The 12,114-nt window shown below is 66.0% G+C and carries 14 protein-coding genes; 10 read left to right on the top strand and 4 right to left on the bottom strand.

Annotated elements, in window-relative coordinates; translation table 11 throughout:
- Nucleotides 1-71 precede the first annotated feature (71 nt).
- From EL340_RS11410 to EL340_RS11385, 7 genes are all read left to right on the top strand, one after another.
- Complete coding sequence (locus EL340_RS11410) at nucleotides 72-461, top strand: hypothetical protein (protein WP_126414655.1); 390 nt, start codon at nucleotides 72-74, stop codon at nucleotides 459-461.
- Nucleotides 458-667, top strand: coding sequence for a helix-turn-helix transcriptional regulator (locus EL340_RS11405; protein WP_126414654.1), 210 nt, complete (start codon nucleotides 458-460; stop codon nucleotides 665-667). Before EL340_RS11410 ends, EL340_RS11405 begins: the two co-directional genes overlap by 4 nt.
- A 1-nt stretch (nucleotide 668) precedes the next feature.
- Nucleotides 669-1,169: a MarR family winged helix-turn-helix transcriptional regulator gene (locus tag EL340_RS11400; RefSeq protein ID WP_126414653.1), complete on the top strand. Its 501-nt coding sequence runs from the start codon at nucleotides 669-671 to the stop codon at nucleotides 1,167-1,169.
- A 194-nt stretch (nucleotides 1,170-1,363) separates the two neighbouring features.
- Complete coding sequence (locus EL340_RS15000) at nucleotides 1,364-1,534, top strand: hypothetical protein (RefSeq protein WP_164719389.1); 171 nt, start codon at nucleotides 1,364-1,366, stop codon at nucleotides 1,532-1,534.
- Nucleotides 1,535-1,570: 36 nt separating this feature from the next.
- Entirely contained in the window at nucleotides 1,571-2,542 is a 972-nt protein-coding gene (locus tag EL340_RS11395; protein WP_126414652.1) for a quinone oxidoreductase family protein, read from the top strand.
- A 65-nt stretch (nucleotides 2,543-2,607) separates the two neighbouring features.
- Nucleotides 2,608-3,057, top strand: coding sequence for a GyrI-like domain-containing protein (locus tag EL340_RS11390; protein ID WP_126414651.1), 450 nt, complete (start codon nucleotides 2,608-2,610; stop codon nucleotides 3,055-3,057).
- Nucleotides 3,054-3,902: an AraC family transcriptional regulator gene (locus EL340_RS11385; RefSeq protein WP_126414650.1), complete on the top strand. Its 849-nt coding sequence runs from the start codon at nucleotides 3,054-3,056 to the stop codon at nucleotides 3,900-3,902. The genes EL340_RS11390 and EL340_RS11385 overlap by 4 nt, the downstream gene beginning before the upstream one ends.
- Nucleotides 3,903-3,999: 97 nt before the next feature.
- Here the strand turns inward: EL340_RS11385 and EL340_RS11380 are convergent, their stop codons facing one another.
- Nucleotides 4,000-6,615 carry a CshA/CshB family fibrillar adhesin-related protein gene (locus tag EL340_RS11380; RefSeq protein ID WP_331860825.1) on the bottom strand — a complete coding sequence of 872 codons (2,616 nt, stop codon included), beginning with the start codon at nucleotides 6,613-6,615 and terminating at the stop codon, nucleotides 4,000-4,002.
- Nucleotides 6,616-7,123: 508 nt separating this feature from the next.
- On the opposite strand from EL340_RS11380, the gene EL340_RS11375 reads away from it, so the two are divergent.
- The gene (locus tag EL340_RS11375; protein ID WP_126414648.1) at nucleotides 7,124-7,882 is read left to right on the top strand and encodes a Rossmann-like domain-containing protein; all 759 of its coding nucleotides are present in this window, start codon (nucleotides 7,124-7,126) and stop codon (nucleotides 7,880-7,882) included.
- Nucleotides 7,883-7,914: 32 nt separating this feature from the next.
- On the opposite strand, the gene EL340_RS11370 is transcribed toward EL340_RS11375, so the two are convergent.
- Nucleotides 7,915-8,769 carry an aldo/keto reductase gene (locus tag EL340_RS11370; protein WP_126414647.1) on the bottom strand — a complete coding sequence of 285 codons (855 nt, stop codon included), beginning with the start codon at nucleotides 8,767-8,769 and terminating at the stop codon, nucleotides 7,915-7,917.
- Between the two features lie 88 nt (nucleotides 8,770-8,857).
- Nucleotides 8,858-9,403 carry a hypothetical protein gene (locus EL340_RS11365; RefSeq protein WP_126414646.1) on the bottom strand — a complete coding sequence of 182 codons (546 nt, stop codon included), beginning with the start codon at nucleotides 9,401-9,403 and terminating at the stop codon, nucleotides 8,858-8,860.
- Nucleotides 9,404-9,579: 176 nt separating this feature from the next.
- Between EL340_RS11365 and EL340_RS11360 the strand changes: the two genes are divergently transcribed.
- Together EL340_RS11360 and EL340_RS11355 are read left to right on the top strand one after the other, a co-directional pair.
- Nucleotides 9,580-10,101 carry a peptidylprolyl isomerase gene (locus EL340_RS11360; RefSeq protein WP_034473845.1) on the top strand — a complete coding sequence of 174 codons (522 nt, stop codon included), beginning with the start codon at nucleotides 9,580-9,582 and terminating at the stop codon, nucleotides 10,099-10,101.
- Nucleotides 10,102-10,300: 199 nt separating this feature from the next.
- A complete protein-coding gene (locus EL340_RS11355; protein ID WP_126414645.1) occupies nucleotides 10,301-11,140 on the top strand; it encodes a rhomboid family intramembrane serine protease in 840 nt (279 codons plus the stop codon).
- 290 nt (nucleotides 11,141-11,430) lie between these two features.
- On the opposite strand, the gene EL340_RS15145 is transcribed toward EL340_RS11355, so the two are convergent.
- Nucleotides 11,431-12,000, bottom strand: coding sequence for a cell division protein CrgA (locus tag EL340_RS15145; RefSeq protein ID WP_197722304.1), 570 nt, complete (start codon nucleotides 11,998-12,000; stop codon nucleotides 11,431-11,433).
- Nucleotides 12,001-12,114: the final 114 nt, after the last annotated feature.

Genomic DNA, 12,114 nt, shown 5'->3' with positions numbered 1-12,114 from the left:
GGTAGTCGGGGCGAGTCGAACTGAACCTGCCGATTGATCCGCCCCATCGTCTCCAGCGACGGAGGGCCGTCATGACCAGCGAACGCAAGGTGGGTATCGCCTACACCATCCGCTTCGGCGCCGGTGCCGTTCTCTACTCCGTCGGCGTCCTGCTCGGCATGCCCTGGGCCCGATCCCTGGGTGACAGTCCGTGGCGCTTCCTCGTCGCGCTGCTTCCGATGGCCGGGGTCGGGGTGTGCGCGTGGGCGATGATGAAACTGGCCCACGAGGCGGATGAGATGCAGGCGCGCAAGGTGATGGAGGCACTCGTCATCTCCGCCGCCGGAACGGTGACGACCTTGATTGCCTACAGCTTCATGGAGGAGGTTGGGGCGCCCCGTGTCGACATCGAGTGGGTCGGCGGCGTGTGGGCTCTGTTCTTCGGCCTCGGGATGCTGTGGTCCACCTGGCGGTACCGATGAGGAATGATCTCAAGGTGCTGCGTGCGCAGCGCAGCTGGACCCAGGCCCGGCTCGCCGAGGAGCTGGGCGTCTCCCGTCAGACGGTCAACGCCCTGGAGGCCGGCCGTTACGACCCCTCCCTGCCGCTGGCCTTCACCATCGCGCGCGTCTTCGGCCTGACCATCGAGGAGATCTTCTTCCCCGACAACGAAGCGGCCTCCTCCTAAGATGACCACCATGAGCCGCTCCGTTACGATCCCGCACCCGAGGCGGGGCCGCCGTGAGCTTGCCGAGGACACCAGGGTGCGACTCGGCCTGCACGTCAAGGCCGCCGAGCAGGCCATGATGGCCGCCAAGACCGAGGCGCTGCGGAGCTTCGGCATCACGGTCGCCCAGTACACCGCCATGCTCTCCCTGTACTACGTGCCCGAGCAGTCCTCGGCCCAGCTGGCCCGGGCCGCCGCCGTCACCACGCAGACGATGGCCACCGTCATCTCCAGGCTGGAGCAGAAGAACCTGGTTATCCGCCACCCCTCCTCCGATCACGCCAAGGTGCTCATCGCCTCCCTGACACCAGCCGGAGAGGCGATGGTGCTGCGCGCCGACGAGGTCGCGCGGAGCATCGAGCAGCGCATGGCCGAGGCCTTCTCCGCCGAGGAACGTCAGCAGCTGACCGAGATGCTTGAGCGTCTCACCGCCGTCCTGCGAGGCGACCTCGACGCCGAGTAGCGGTCGGCAGGTAGGAGGATTCCAGGCCCCGGATCCGTGACGATCATGCGAGCGAAGCGGGTGTCATATCTTCTCAACCTTTGGATATGTCGCTATGTCTGAGCGATGGACGGGGTGGGATGCACCAGGTTCCTGGGGGAAGCGGCTCGTTGGTGTCCAGATTGGTGACAAAGGAATGAAAGTCTCCAGACCGAATGAACGAGATCCTTGGAATCATGCGGTTTCACTTCGTCTCGCCGGCGACGGTCCTGGCCTTTGTCACCGATTTGGACATTTTTGGTCCCGTTGTGGCTCCTGATGGTGCTCACCTGGCTGTGGCGGCTGTCGATCAGCGGGCCATCCCATATCGAGTATCAGGCATCTGATACTGTGTTGACAACTGATACAGGAAGGTGTTGCACATGAAGGCCATGCAGATCGTCAGCTTCGATGGTGCCGCATCCGGGCTGCGCTACCAGGAAGCCCTTACTCCTGAGCCCGGGCCGGGAGAGATCGCAGTCGACGTGGACCATGCCGGTGTCGGCTACGTCGAGGCGCTCTTCGCCGAGGGACTCGTTCCCATCGATCTGCCCTGGACACCGGGGTTGGAGGTGAGCGGCCGAGTCCGCGCCCTCGGGGAGGGTGTGGATGGCTACCGGGTCGGTGAGGCCGTCGCCGCCCTGACCATCACCGGAGGTGGCGGCTACGGGCAGGTCGCCGTGGCTCCCGCGGAGCTGGTGGCGCCTCTGCCCGCCGGACTCGATCCGGTCCTCGCTGCGGCTGTTCCGGCCAACACGACGACGGCGCTCATCGCACTGGAGGAGATCGCGCACCTGCGCCGCGGTGAGAGCGTGCTGGTCCACGCCGCCGCCGGTGGTCTCGGCTCGCAGATGGGCCAGGTCGCCCGGTTACTCGGAGCCGGGCGCGTCGTCGGCGTCACTCGCAGCGAGGCCAAGCGCCAGCAGATCCTCGACCTGGGCTATGACGAGGCCTGGTTGAGGGGGGACCTGGCCGAGGCCGAACCGGCCCAGTTCGACGTCGTGGCCGACCCGGTTGCCGGTCCGGCCAGGCTGCGCAGCCTTGAGCTTCTGCGTACGGGTGGCCGGCTGCTGGCTCTGGGAGACGCCTCTCAGGATGAGGACCAGCGGGTGAGTACCACCTCGCTCTGGCTCCGGGGCATCGGGGTCATCGGCTTCAACCTCGGGGCCTACACCCAGGCGAACCCGGCGCTCGTCGGAGGCCATCTGAGGCGTGCGGTGGAGCTCGTGGCCTCCGGAGAGCTCAGCGTCCACGTCACCGACCGGCTTCCGATCCAGGAGGCCGCGCAGGCCGTCGCCGCCGTCCGCTCCGGGTCCACCACCGGCAAGATCGTCCTGACCCAGGTACAGGACTGACATCCTCTCCAAGTCCGCAAGAATCGTCGGTGAGTTCTGGGTGCCATACGAGCATCATGGTGCGCATGAGAGAAACGATTGAGTCCTTCGACGTTGTCGGTCTGCCTCTTCGAACATCGAACCGCGAGGCGTCTCTTACCATTCCTCCTCACTGGCGGGACGCTGCCGACGCCGGGCTCCTCGATCCCGAAAAGCCTGGCGTCGGCCCCGGCGTCTATGCGGTCTACACCGACTACGAGACTCCCGGCGACGATGTCGACGGCATCTACACCCTCGTCATCGGCAGGCGCATTGAGGTCGGGAGTCCGGTTCCTCCGGGCCAGGTGACTGTGACGGTCCCGGGGTCCAGTCGCGAGATCATGACGGTGGTCGACGCACGCCCGGAGAGTATCTACGAGGCGTGGGTGGGCGTCTGGTCTCGCCAGGATCTGGCCCGTGACTATTGTGCTGACTACGAGTACTACGCTCCCGATGGCTCGATTCGCCTGTCCATCGGGGTCCTTTCGGGCGCATGAGGGCTGAGCAGTACCAACGCCAGCTCGACGCCGTCACCGACTACATCTACGCCCATCTCGACGACGATCTCAGCCTGGAGACTCTCGCTCACGTCTCCGGGTTCTCCCGCTTTCACTGGCACCGCATCTACCGGGCGGTGCGCGGGGAGACGGCCGCCCAGACCGTACGCCGTCTCCGTCTGGAGCGGGCGGCCGCCATGCTCACCGAGACCTCGTGGCCGGTGGAACGGATCGCCTGGAAAGCCGGGTTCACCGGCACCGAAGTATTCAGCCGGGCTTTTCTTCGCTCTTACGGGACGACTCCCGGTCGATTCCGCATCGGTGGCCGCCCGGTATCGGCAGACTCACTGGCGATGAGCAGCGGGACCGGATCGACGTCATCGGTGAGAGAGGCTCCAGGGTGGCCGGTGCGCGTGGAGGAACGGGCCGGCTATCGACTTGTTGTGGCTGAGCACCGTGGTTCCTATCTGGATATTAGCCGAGCATTCAGTCGGGTCAAGGACCGTATGAGAGCCGGGAACTCAATGGTCGCCATCTATGAGGACGATCCCGATGCCGTTCCCCCGGCTGATCTGCGCTCGGCGGCTGGTACCGTCGTCGATCCCGACACGAGGATCCCCCACGACCTCGCAGAGAGGATGGTGCCGGCCGGCCGGTACGCGATCATGCGTTACATCGGTCCGTACTCCTCGATGCATGCCGCCTACCTGTGGCTCTACGGTCAGTGGCTGCCGAGCTCGGGCGAGGAGCCGCGAGACCACCCGATCGTCGAGGAGTACCTCACCGACGCGGCGACCACCCCGCCTGTCGAAGCGGTCACCGATATCCTCCTGCCGCTCATGTGAGGTACCCGGTCTGATGGTTCATACAGATGGGCCGCAGACACGAGGTGTCTGCGGCCGATCAGACGCGACCTGACCATTCGCTCAGGTTATGAGTCGGTCATGAGTCCAGGGCTCGACGGCGTTTGCGCGCCTGGATCGCCATGACCAACGCCGTGATCCCCAGCACCGCCCCTCCGGCGATGAGGTAGGTGGTGGTGGCGCTGCCGCCGGTGAGGGGGATGGCGGGGACGGTGGTCCTGCGGTTGGTGATGGCGCCCAGGTCGATGACCTGGTCGTGGGTGGTGATGGCGATGGTGCGCGGGGTGGCATCGAGGGTGTAGCCGGCGGGGGCCTTGGTCTCGGTGAGCTGGTAGGTGCCGTAGGTGAGGCCTGGGAGTGTGAAGGCGCCGGGCCGGGTGTTGGTGTCGAGGCTGCCTTGGGGACAGGTGGTGGTGCAGTCGGTGACGGTGCGGGTCTTATCGGTGACGGGGTGGCCGTTGGCGTCCAGGGGGGTGAGGGACCACTGGGAGCCCTGGAGGGGGTGGCCGGTCTCGTCGGTCTTGGTCCAGGTGGCTGTGCCTTGGATGGGGTTGTTGACGATGTGGCCGAGGTCGAGGGTGGGGGTGGTGTCAGTGGCGCTGACGGGGGGCGCGGAGCCGTCAAGGGTCTTGGTGATGGGAACCATGGAGAGCTGGTAGCCCGTGGGGGCCTGCGTCTCGGTGAGGGTGTACTGGTCCCAGGTGAGGTTGGTGACCTTGAAGTAGCCGGGTCGGGGGTCCTGGTCGGGTGAGTCGGTGGGGCAGGTGGTTCCGCCTCCGTTGTCGGTAGCGCAGTCGGCAACGGTGACCTGGCCGCCGGTGAGGCTGGTGGCGGCCAGGGTGAAGACGGTGCCGGCCAGGGGGTTGTTGTCCTGGTCGGTCTTGGTCCAGGTGATCTGGCCGGCTTGCGCGGTGTTGGTGATGGTGCAGTGCATCCACTCGCCGGTGGCCAGGTGGAGGGTGCTGGTGGCGTCGTCGAAGGATGAGGTGGCTTCGGTCAGGTCGGAGCTGGCGTGGGGGGTGCAGGCGATGCTGGGCTTGTACCCGGCTGCCTTGGGTGAGGTGGAGGACTCCGACAGGACGGTGTCGCCTTCGGGCTGGTAGGAGGTGAAGCCTCCGGGACCGGTGGCGGCAGTGCCGTTGGCAGGGGTGGCGCTCAGGGTCCAGTCGTTGGGGCTCAGGCCCAGGGCGCCGGCGGCGGTGTTATCGACGGTCTTGGTCATGGTCAGGTTGGGGAGCTGGACCTGGACAGGGTGGTCCTCGACCTCGCCGTTGAGGGCGATGCCGGTGGGTTGGGGGTCCTCAGCGGCCTGACCGTTGGCCAGGGGGCCGGTGATGCGCAGGCGCATGAAGGTGGTGGCCTGGTTGCCGCTCAGGGTGGCGCGCTTAGCGTCCTGGGGGACTGTCCAGGTCAGGGTGGCGGTGCCCTGGCTGGTGCAGGTGGTGACCTCGGAGCGCTCGGTGGGGGTGAAGGCGCCGTCGTGGTTCCAGTCGATCCAGCCGGCGACCTTGGTGTCCTGGCCTGAGCAGGTGATCTGCTGGCTCCACTGCTTGCCGATATCGGTCCAGATGACCCGGTCCCAGCTGGTGGGCAGGGCGTCCTCGTCATCGGTGCCGGTGGTGTCGTCCGCACTGGCGTCAGCGCTGTAGACGATCGATTGATCATTATCAGTCAGCTCGCCCAGACGAACCACAGCCGGACCAGCCGAGGCCACGCGCTGCTGCCTGGCTGCCTGAGAGAGGTTGTGCCAGGTACCGTTCTCAGCCTGGGCGGGTCCGCGTTGAGAGGAGATATCGAGCGTTCCGTAGCCGGAAAGCTGGCCGCCGTTCCAGGACGGCTGGTAGACACTTCCCGCAGTACCGTAGCTGCCGGGTGCGTCGCCGTAGTCGATATAGGAGACGACACCAAGAGCCACAGCGCTCTTACCGCCTCCCTTCACCTCAACAGAAATATTACTGGTGTTACTGATGAAGATTACTGATGAAGGGCCGTATGAGCTCTCATCTTGGTAGGAGCACTCGGAGTCATCCGTACGCAGCTTGATGCCGTTGCGGTTGCCCACAGGAGTCGACACCGTCGTCAACCCGCCCCAGGAGCTGGTGCCGCATCCCGCTGACTGAGCGGTTTCCAGAAGACGGTACGAGACGTCCCGGTTAGCGTCATAAGGACTCGGAGAAACGGTGATGTGCTCCTTCGAGGCGTTGGTCCAGTTGGAGGCCTCGGCGTCGGCGAAGACCATCCCCTCCATCGGCAGCTCGACCTTGTTGGGAATGGACTCGAGCCGGCTCTTGTCAGGCCTGACGGAGGAGGTCACCAGGTAGGACCGGCAACTCATCTGAAACTGCTGCGCAGAAGAGTCCTGAAGGTTACCGACTCCGATGAGCAGGTTGGATTGCGTAGAGCCTCCGGTAGCAACTCCGTTCCTGTAATTGGCTCCGTTGTTGTAAAGACGCGCCAGGCCATCGCCACGCCAGGTGCCTGTGTTGTACCCAACGGTAATTCCTCTGCGAGTGGTCAGCCCGGCCTCGTTCCTTCCTACACTGGTGGTGACCACGTTGGAGATGGTGCAGCGACTCGTGTGCCATATATCTCCGGACACCTGAGTGGGGGTGGACCAGGCGACGCCGGTGGTTCCGTCCGGGAGGATGTGCACCCCGCTCTCTGTACGAGTCCCGGTCATGCCGGTCCAGTCGATCCAGTCGATGACTGGGGCAAAGCGACCCAGGCCCCCGGCGGGGTCGCCGTGGACTGCCTCAGCCGGAGGGGGTGGGAGCGTGACGCTACCCAGAGCCGCTCCCGCCAGTGCCAGCGCGCAGACAGCAGCGCCGCGCCGCCGGTGGCTGCGCGACCTTCTCAACGCGTGGCGTGCTGACGTCGATTCCGTCGTGTCTGAACGGGTGAAGAGGCGGCGAAGCATGAAGCAGTACCTCGATCTAGGGGCATGGGCCTAGTCACGGTAGCACCGGTGGAAATGGCAGAATATCCTACGCGGCTTCTCGCAACGCAACAGCAATCCGGGTCACGAGAAAATCTCCTCCTGTTAATTACGTGCCCTGGTGAAATAGTTATTCCGCAGCATTCCTCCTGGGATGGGGCACATAGCGCTGCGTCTCTGCCGACGAGGCGTACGAGGGCCTGTGCGACCTGCTCGGGGGCGCTTATGATAGTGAGGATAGGCTGTACTTACTGAAAGGTGACCCCTCATGGCACATCCGTGGGAGATCTACGACGCCCTTCTTGACGCGCTGCCCGGTGACGTCGTCGTGCGTGCGGCCGGTCGGGGATCGCGCTGGAGCCGCGTCCTGAGCTCCGCCGGAGGCGTCGGCTCGGCCTGGACCATGGACGTCCAGAGCCGACCGGCCCTCATGGAGGGCCCGCTTGAGGGCCGCCCGCTACGTGACGTCGCCGCCCTGGTGAGGTCATGGAATCTTGCCGAGGCCAGCATCGGCCAGGCCGCCATCAACTCCTGGTACTCGCGTGAGGAGACCGCCTCCGCCAACGGCTTCGAGCCCACCGGCGAGGGGCTCACCTGGCGTCAGGTCTTCGACCCCTACCGGGAGATGATCGTGGGCAAGAGGGTCGCGGTCATCGGTCACTTCCCCTTCGCCGAGGCGGCCCTGGCAGCCGCCGGGCAGTACATCTGTCTTGAGCGCAACCTCCAGCCCGGCGACTGGCCGGACAGCGCCTGCGAGTACATCCTGCCCGAGTGCGACGTCGTCTTCATCTCCTCGTCGAGCTTCGTCAACAAGACCGCGCCCAGGCTCATCGAGCTCTCCCGCCACGCGCACACGGTTCTCGTTGGACCGTCGACGCCGCTCAACCCCGTGCTCCTCGACTACGGCGTAGATACCATCACCGGTTTCGTCGCAGCGCGCTCGCTGTCCGACCCGGTCGCGCTGGCCGAGCTGGTACCGGCCGGCGACATCGGGCCGGGATTCCGGGTCCACCGCCACCGGTCCTGACTGGGCCGACGTCGCAGCCCGGCCCGGCTTGCTCACACCTGAATCTGATCGGGGTGGGAGCCGGTGCGCACGTCCCGGTCCAGGGCGTCCATCGCCGACATCTGGGCGTCGTCGAGCGTGAAGGCGAAGACCTCGGCATTAGTGGCCATGCGCTGACGATGGGTCGACTTGGGGATGACCACCAGCGAGTTCTGCAGGTGCCAGCGGATGATGACCTGGGCCGGGCTCACCTCGAGGGCCGTGGCGATCTCCACGACCACCGGGTCGCTCAGCAGCCTGCCCCGGCCCAGTGGCGACCAGGACTCCGTGGCGATCCCCAGCTGCGTGTGCACGCGGCGCAGCTCGGCCTGGATCAGCCAGGGGTGCAGCTCGATCTGGTTGACCGCCGGCACCACGCCCGTCACCTCAACGATCCGGTGAAGATGATCGGGCTGGAAGTTCGACACCCCGATGGCGCGCACCCGCCCGCTGTGAAGGATCTCGATCATGGTGCGCCAGGTATCCACCAGATCGATCCCGGTCGAGTCCGCCAGCGGCCAGTGGATGAGGAACAGATCGAGGACCTCCAGTCCCAGTGCTTCCATGGTGGCATCGAAGCTGCGCAGCGTGTCGTCGCGCCGATGGTTGGGATTGTTGAGCTTGGAGGTGATGAACAGGTCCTGGCGCGGCAGGCTGCTGGCCGCGATCGCCCGTCCCACGCCCGCCTCATTGCCGTACATCTGGGCGGTGTCGATGTGCCGGTAGCCCACTTCCAAGGCATCGCGGACAACTCGCTCGGCCTCGTCGTCGGCCACCTTGTAGGTTCCGGCTCCCAGCTGAGGGATGAGCACCTCCTCCCCATTGGTTCCACGGGTCAGGGCGATGGCGGGAACAGATAAGGCGCTCATACCCCCAGGCTACCCACGGGGGCACGACGACGGCGCCGTGCGGTCAAGGAAGTCGGCACGGCGTCGTCGTCGGTGGATCTGGGGGCTGTCAGGCCTGAGCGTCCTCGGGGCTGATGCCGTAGCCGGCCTCCTCCTCGGTGGAGTCGGCCCAGTACTCCTCGGCCCACGGGTCCTCAACCGGCTGGCTGCGACGCCAGATGACGTAGGCGCCGGCGGCGGCCGCGCCGGCGACGGCGAGCCAACCCAGGGTCTTGAGCACGCGGTGCTTCTTCTGCTTCTTCACGGGAACCTCCAATGCGGCGGACTTTGCGGCAACAGCCACGCGCTGGGCGCGCTCTGTCAGGGTACCGTCCGTACCCGCTGCGGCCTGGGCAGCCACGGCGGCGCGCTGCGCACGCGGAATGTAGTCCTCGACAACCCGCTGGCGAGCCTCGTTGACCACCGGCTCCAGACGCTCCTGTGCGTCCTTCGCGGCGCGGGCCACCTCCTCAGCGGCCTTGCTCACGTGCGGTGCCGCCCACAGAGCGGCCCGCTCAGCCTGATCGACGACAGACTCGGCGAAGGATGCTGCCTCCTTGCGCAGGTGAGTGGTGTCGAGCTTCTTGTCGCAGCATGTCTTCGTCAGGCAGGACATGATTGCCTCCCAGGTCGGATACGGATACAGACGGTCGTTGTGCAACGTGCATTAATGTTCGCACCGTTGCCCGATCGGGCACACAAGATGTCCAGGCGTTTTGCCTGGGGTGAACAGCGTCGCACGCCACTCAGGGATCATGCAGATGGGCGCGAGAGCGTGCCACCATGGCACCTATGGAAGCGACTCTTCACACCAACCTCGGCGATATCCGCCTGGAGCTCTACCCCGAGCAGGCTCCCGAGACCGTCTCCAACTTCGTGGGACTGGCCACCGGTCAGAAGGCCTGGACGGATCCTCGCACCGGCGAGGAGTCCCATGCTCCCCTGTATGACAACGTCATCTTCCACCGCGTCATCCCCGGATTCATGATCCAGGGCGGTGACCCGCTGGGCACCGGCACCGGTGGCCCCGGCTACGTCTTCGACGACGAGATCGATGCCTCCCTGACCTTCGCCGCCCCCTACGTCCTGGCCATGGCCAACGCCGGCCGCCGCCTGGGCAAGGGCACCAACGGCTCGCAGTTCTTCATCACCACCGCCCCCACCGAGTGGCTTCAGGGCAAGCACACGATCTTCGGTGCTGTCACCGATGAGGCCTCCCGCGCCGTCGTCGACGCGATCTCCGCCGTTGAGACCGACCCCCGTGACCGCCCGGTGCAGGACGTCATCATCACCTCGGTGGACATCACCGAGTAGTCCTCATCAGGGCACTGGTCGGACTCTCATCCGCGACCGACCCGCCGCCTACCTGACTGCTGAGCCAACAGAGCGACCGGACACCGGGTGTGACTCGCCCCTTGTGACGCCGTCGGGACCTGCGTCCCGGCGGCGTCGTCGTACCCGGTCCTACCCGTGACGACACGTCAAGCCCTCATCATCCCCACAGGAGTACTCGATGACCTCAATGAACTCGTCCGCCGAGCAGGCGCCACCGGTGTGCCCCCGCCACCCGGACACGGTGGCCTACGTGCGCTGCCAGCGCTGCGAGCGACCGACCTGCCCCGCCTGCCAGGTGCCCAGCACCGTGGGGGTGCACTGCGTGGACTGCGCTCGACAGTCTCAGGCCGGCCGGCGCCAGGCGCGCACCCTTCTGGGCGGGAGCGTGGTGTCCGACGCCGTCGTCACCAAGGTGCTCATCGGCCTGTGCGTGGCAGCCTACGTGCTGCAGATCTTCACGCCGGCTCTCGACGCCCGGCTGGCCTTCGTGCCGGCGCAGGCTGCCGGTGAGCCCTGGCGGTTCCTGACGACCGCCTTCCTCCACGCGAACTACATGCACCTCGGCTTCAACATGTGGGCTCTGTGGGTGCTGGGCGGGGCGCTGGAGCCGGTGCTCGGGCGCTGGCGGTTCACTGCCGTCTACCTGCTCAGCGCGCTGGGCGGCTCGACGGCGATCTACTGGCTTTCCTGGCCGGGCACCGACTCCTGGGTGACGATGACGGTGGGGGCCTCGGGCGCGGTCTTCGGCCTGTTCTCGACCATGTTCGTGGTTCAGCGGCGCTTCGGGCGCGACACCTCGGGGATCGTGGCGCTGCTGGTGATCAACGCCGTCATCTCCTTCCTGGGGGCCAACATCTCCTGGCAGGGGCACCTCGGCGGGCTCGTCGTCGGCGGGATCGTCGCAGCGGTCTACGCCTGGGCTCCCCGCGGAAAGCGGCAGGCCGTCGGGGTGGTGGGAACCGTCGCGATCGCACTGGTGCTCGTGGGGCTCAATGTTGTCCGGGCCCTCATCGCCTGACAGGTCGCTGGAGCCCGGAGGAGAGGGAATGACATCGGTGGAAGAACACGGGTGTGGTTCATCCACACCTGGGGACACAGGTGTGGAAACACAGCCGTGTAGTTATCCACAGGTGTGTCCACACTTGGGGAAAGTCGGGGTGGGTCGTGGGGAGCGAGTTGTCCACTGATCCACAGGCGGTCTGTGGACGGCCTCGGCCGCCGGGTCAGGAGCACTGACAACAAGGCCCCCGAGCCAGTGCTCGGGGGCCTTGAGGCGACGTCGGCTGAGCGTGGAACGCTCTCGACGCGTTACTTCCAGCGCAGCAGGCCGAGGAAGCCCGACATCATGATGAGGAAGCCGATGTAGAGGTTGCCGTTGAACAGCCAGTCGGTGGCGTGGTGCTTAGCGAAGTAGGGCAGCGGGTACAGGCCGTTGAACAGGTAGGTGGTCACCACCCACAGCAGCCCGATGACCAGGAGCGTCACCATGGTGGGGGCGTACCAGCGCGGCGAGGCGGTGTCCTTGACCTTCGTGGGGGTGCGCGAGACCCGGTTCGCCGCGGCGCGCGACTCCTCCTCCAGGGCCTTGGCGGCCTTGGCCGGGTTGCCCGAGCGCTCAGGGTGCTTCTTCTTCTTCGACGACGAGCTCTTCTTCGCGTTCTTGCCCGCCTTGTCCTTCTTCTCGGAGTCCTTCTTCTCGGACGCGGCGGAGCTCTTCTGGGAGTCCTTCGAGGAGGTCTTCCCGGACTTCGCCGAGTCCTTGTCCTTCGTCGAGGCCTTCTCGGTGCTCTTCCCGCTGCTCTTGCTGGAGCTCTTCTTCGAGACCTTCTCCGAGCTCTTGTCGGCGTCGTCCTCCGGGGACTTCTTCTCCAAGGCCACCCTGGGTCTCCTCACTGGTCGGGGATGGTGGTGTGAGACCACCGCAATACATCCGGGCCTAGCCTAGGACATGCGCAGAAGCTTCCTCACGGTGTGCTCTGTGATACGTCCACC

The sequence above is a fragment of the Actinomyces viscosus genome (genome assembly GCF_900637975.1).
In the GTDB taxonomy this organism is placed as follows: Bacteria; Actinomycetota; Actinomycetes; order Actinomycetales; family Actinomycetaceae; genus Actinomyces; species Actinomyces viscosus.
This window is presented reverse-complemented; position numbering and strand designations above follow the sequence as displayed.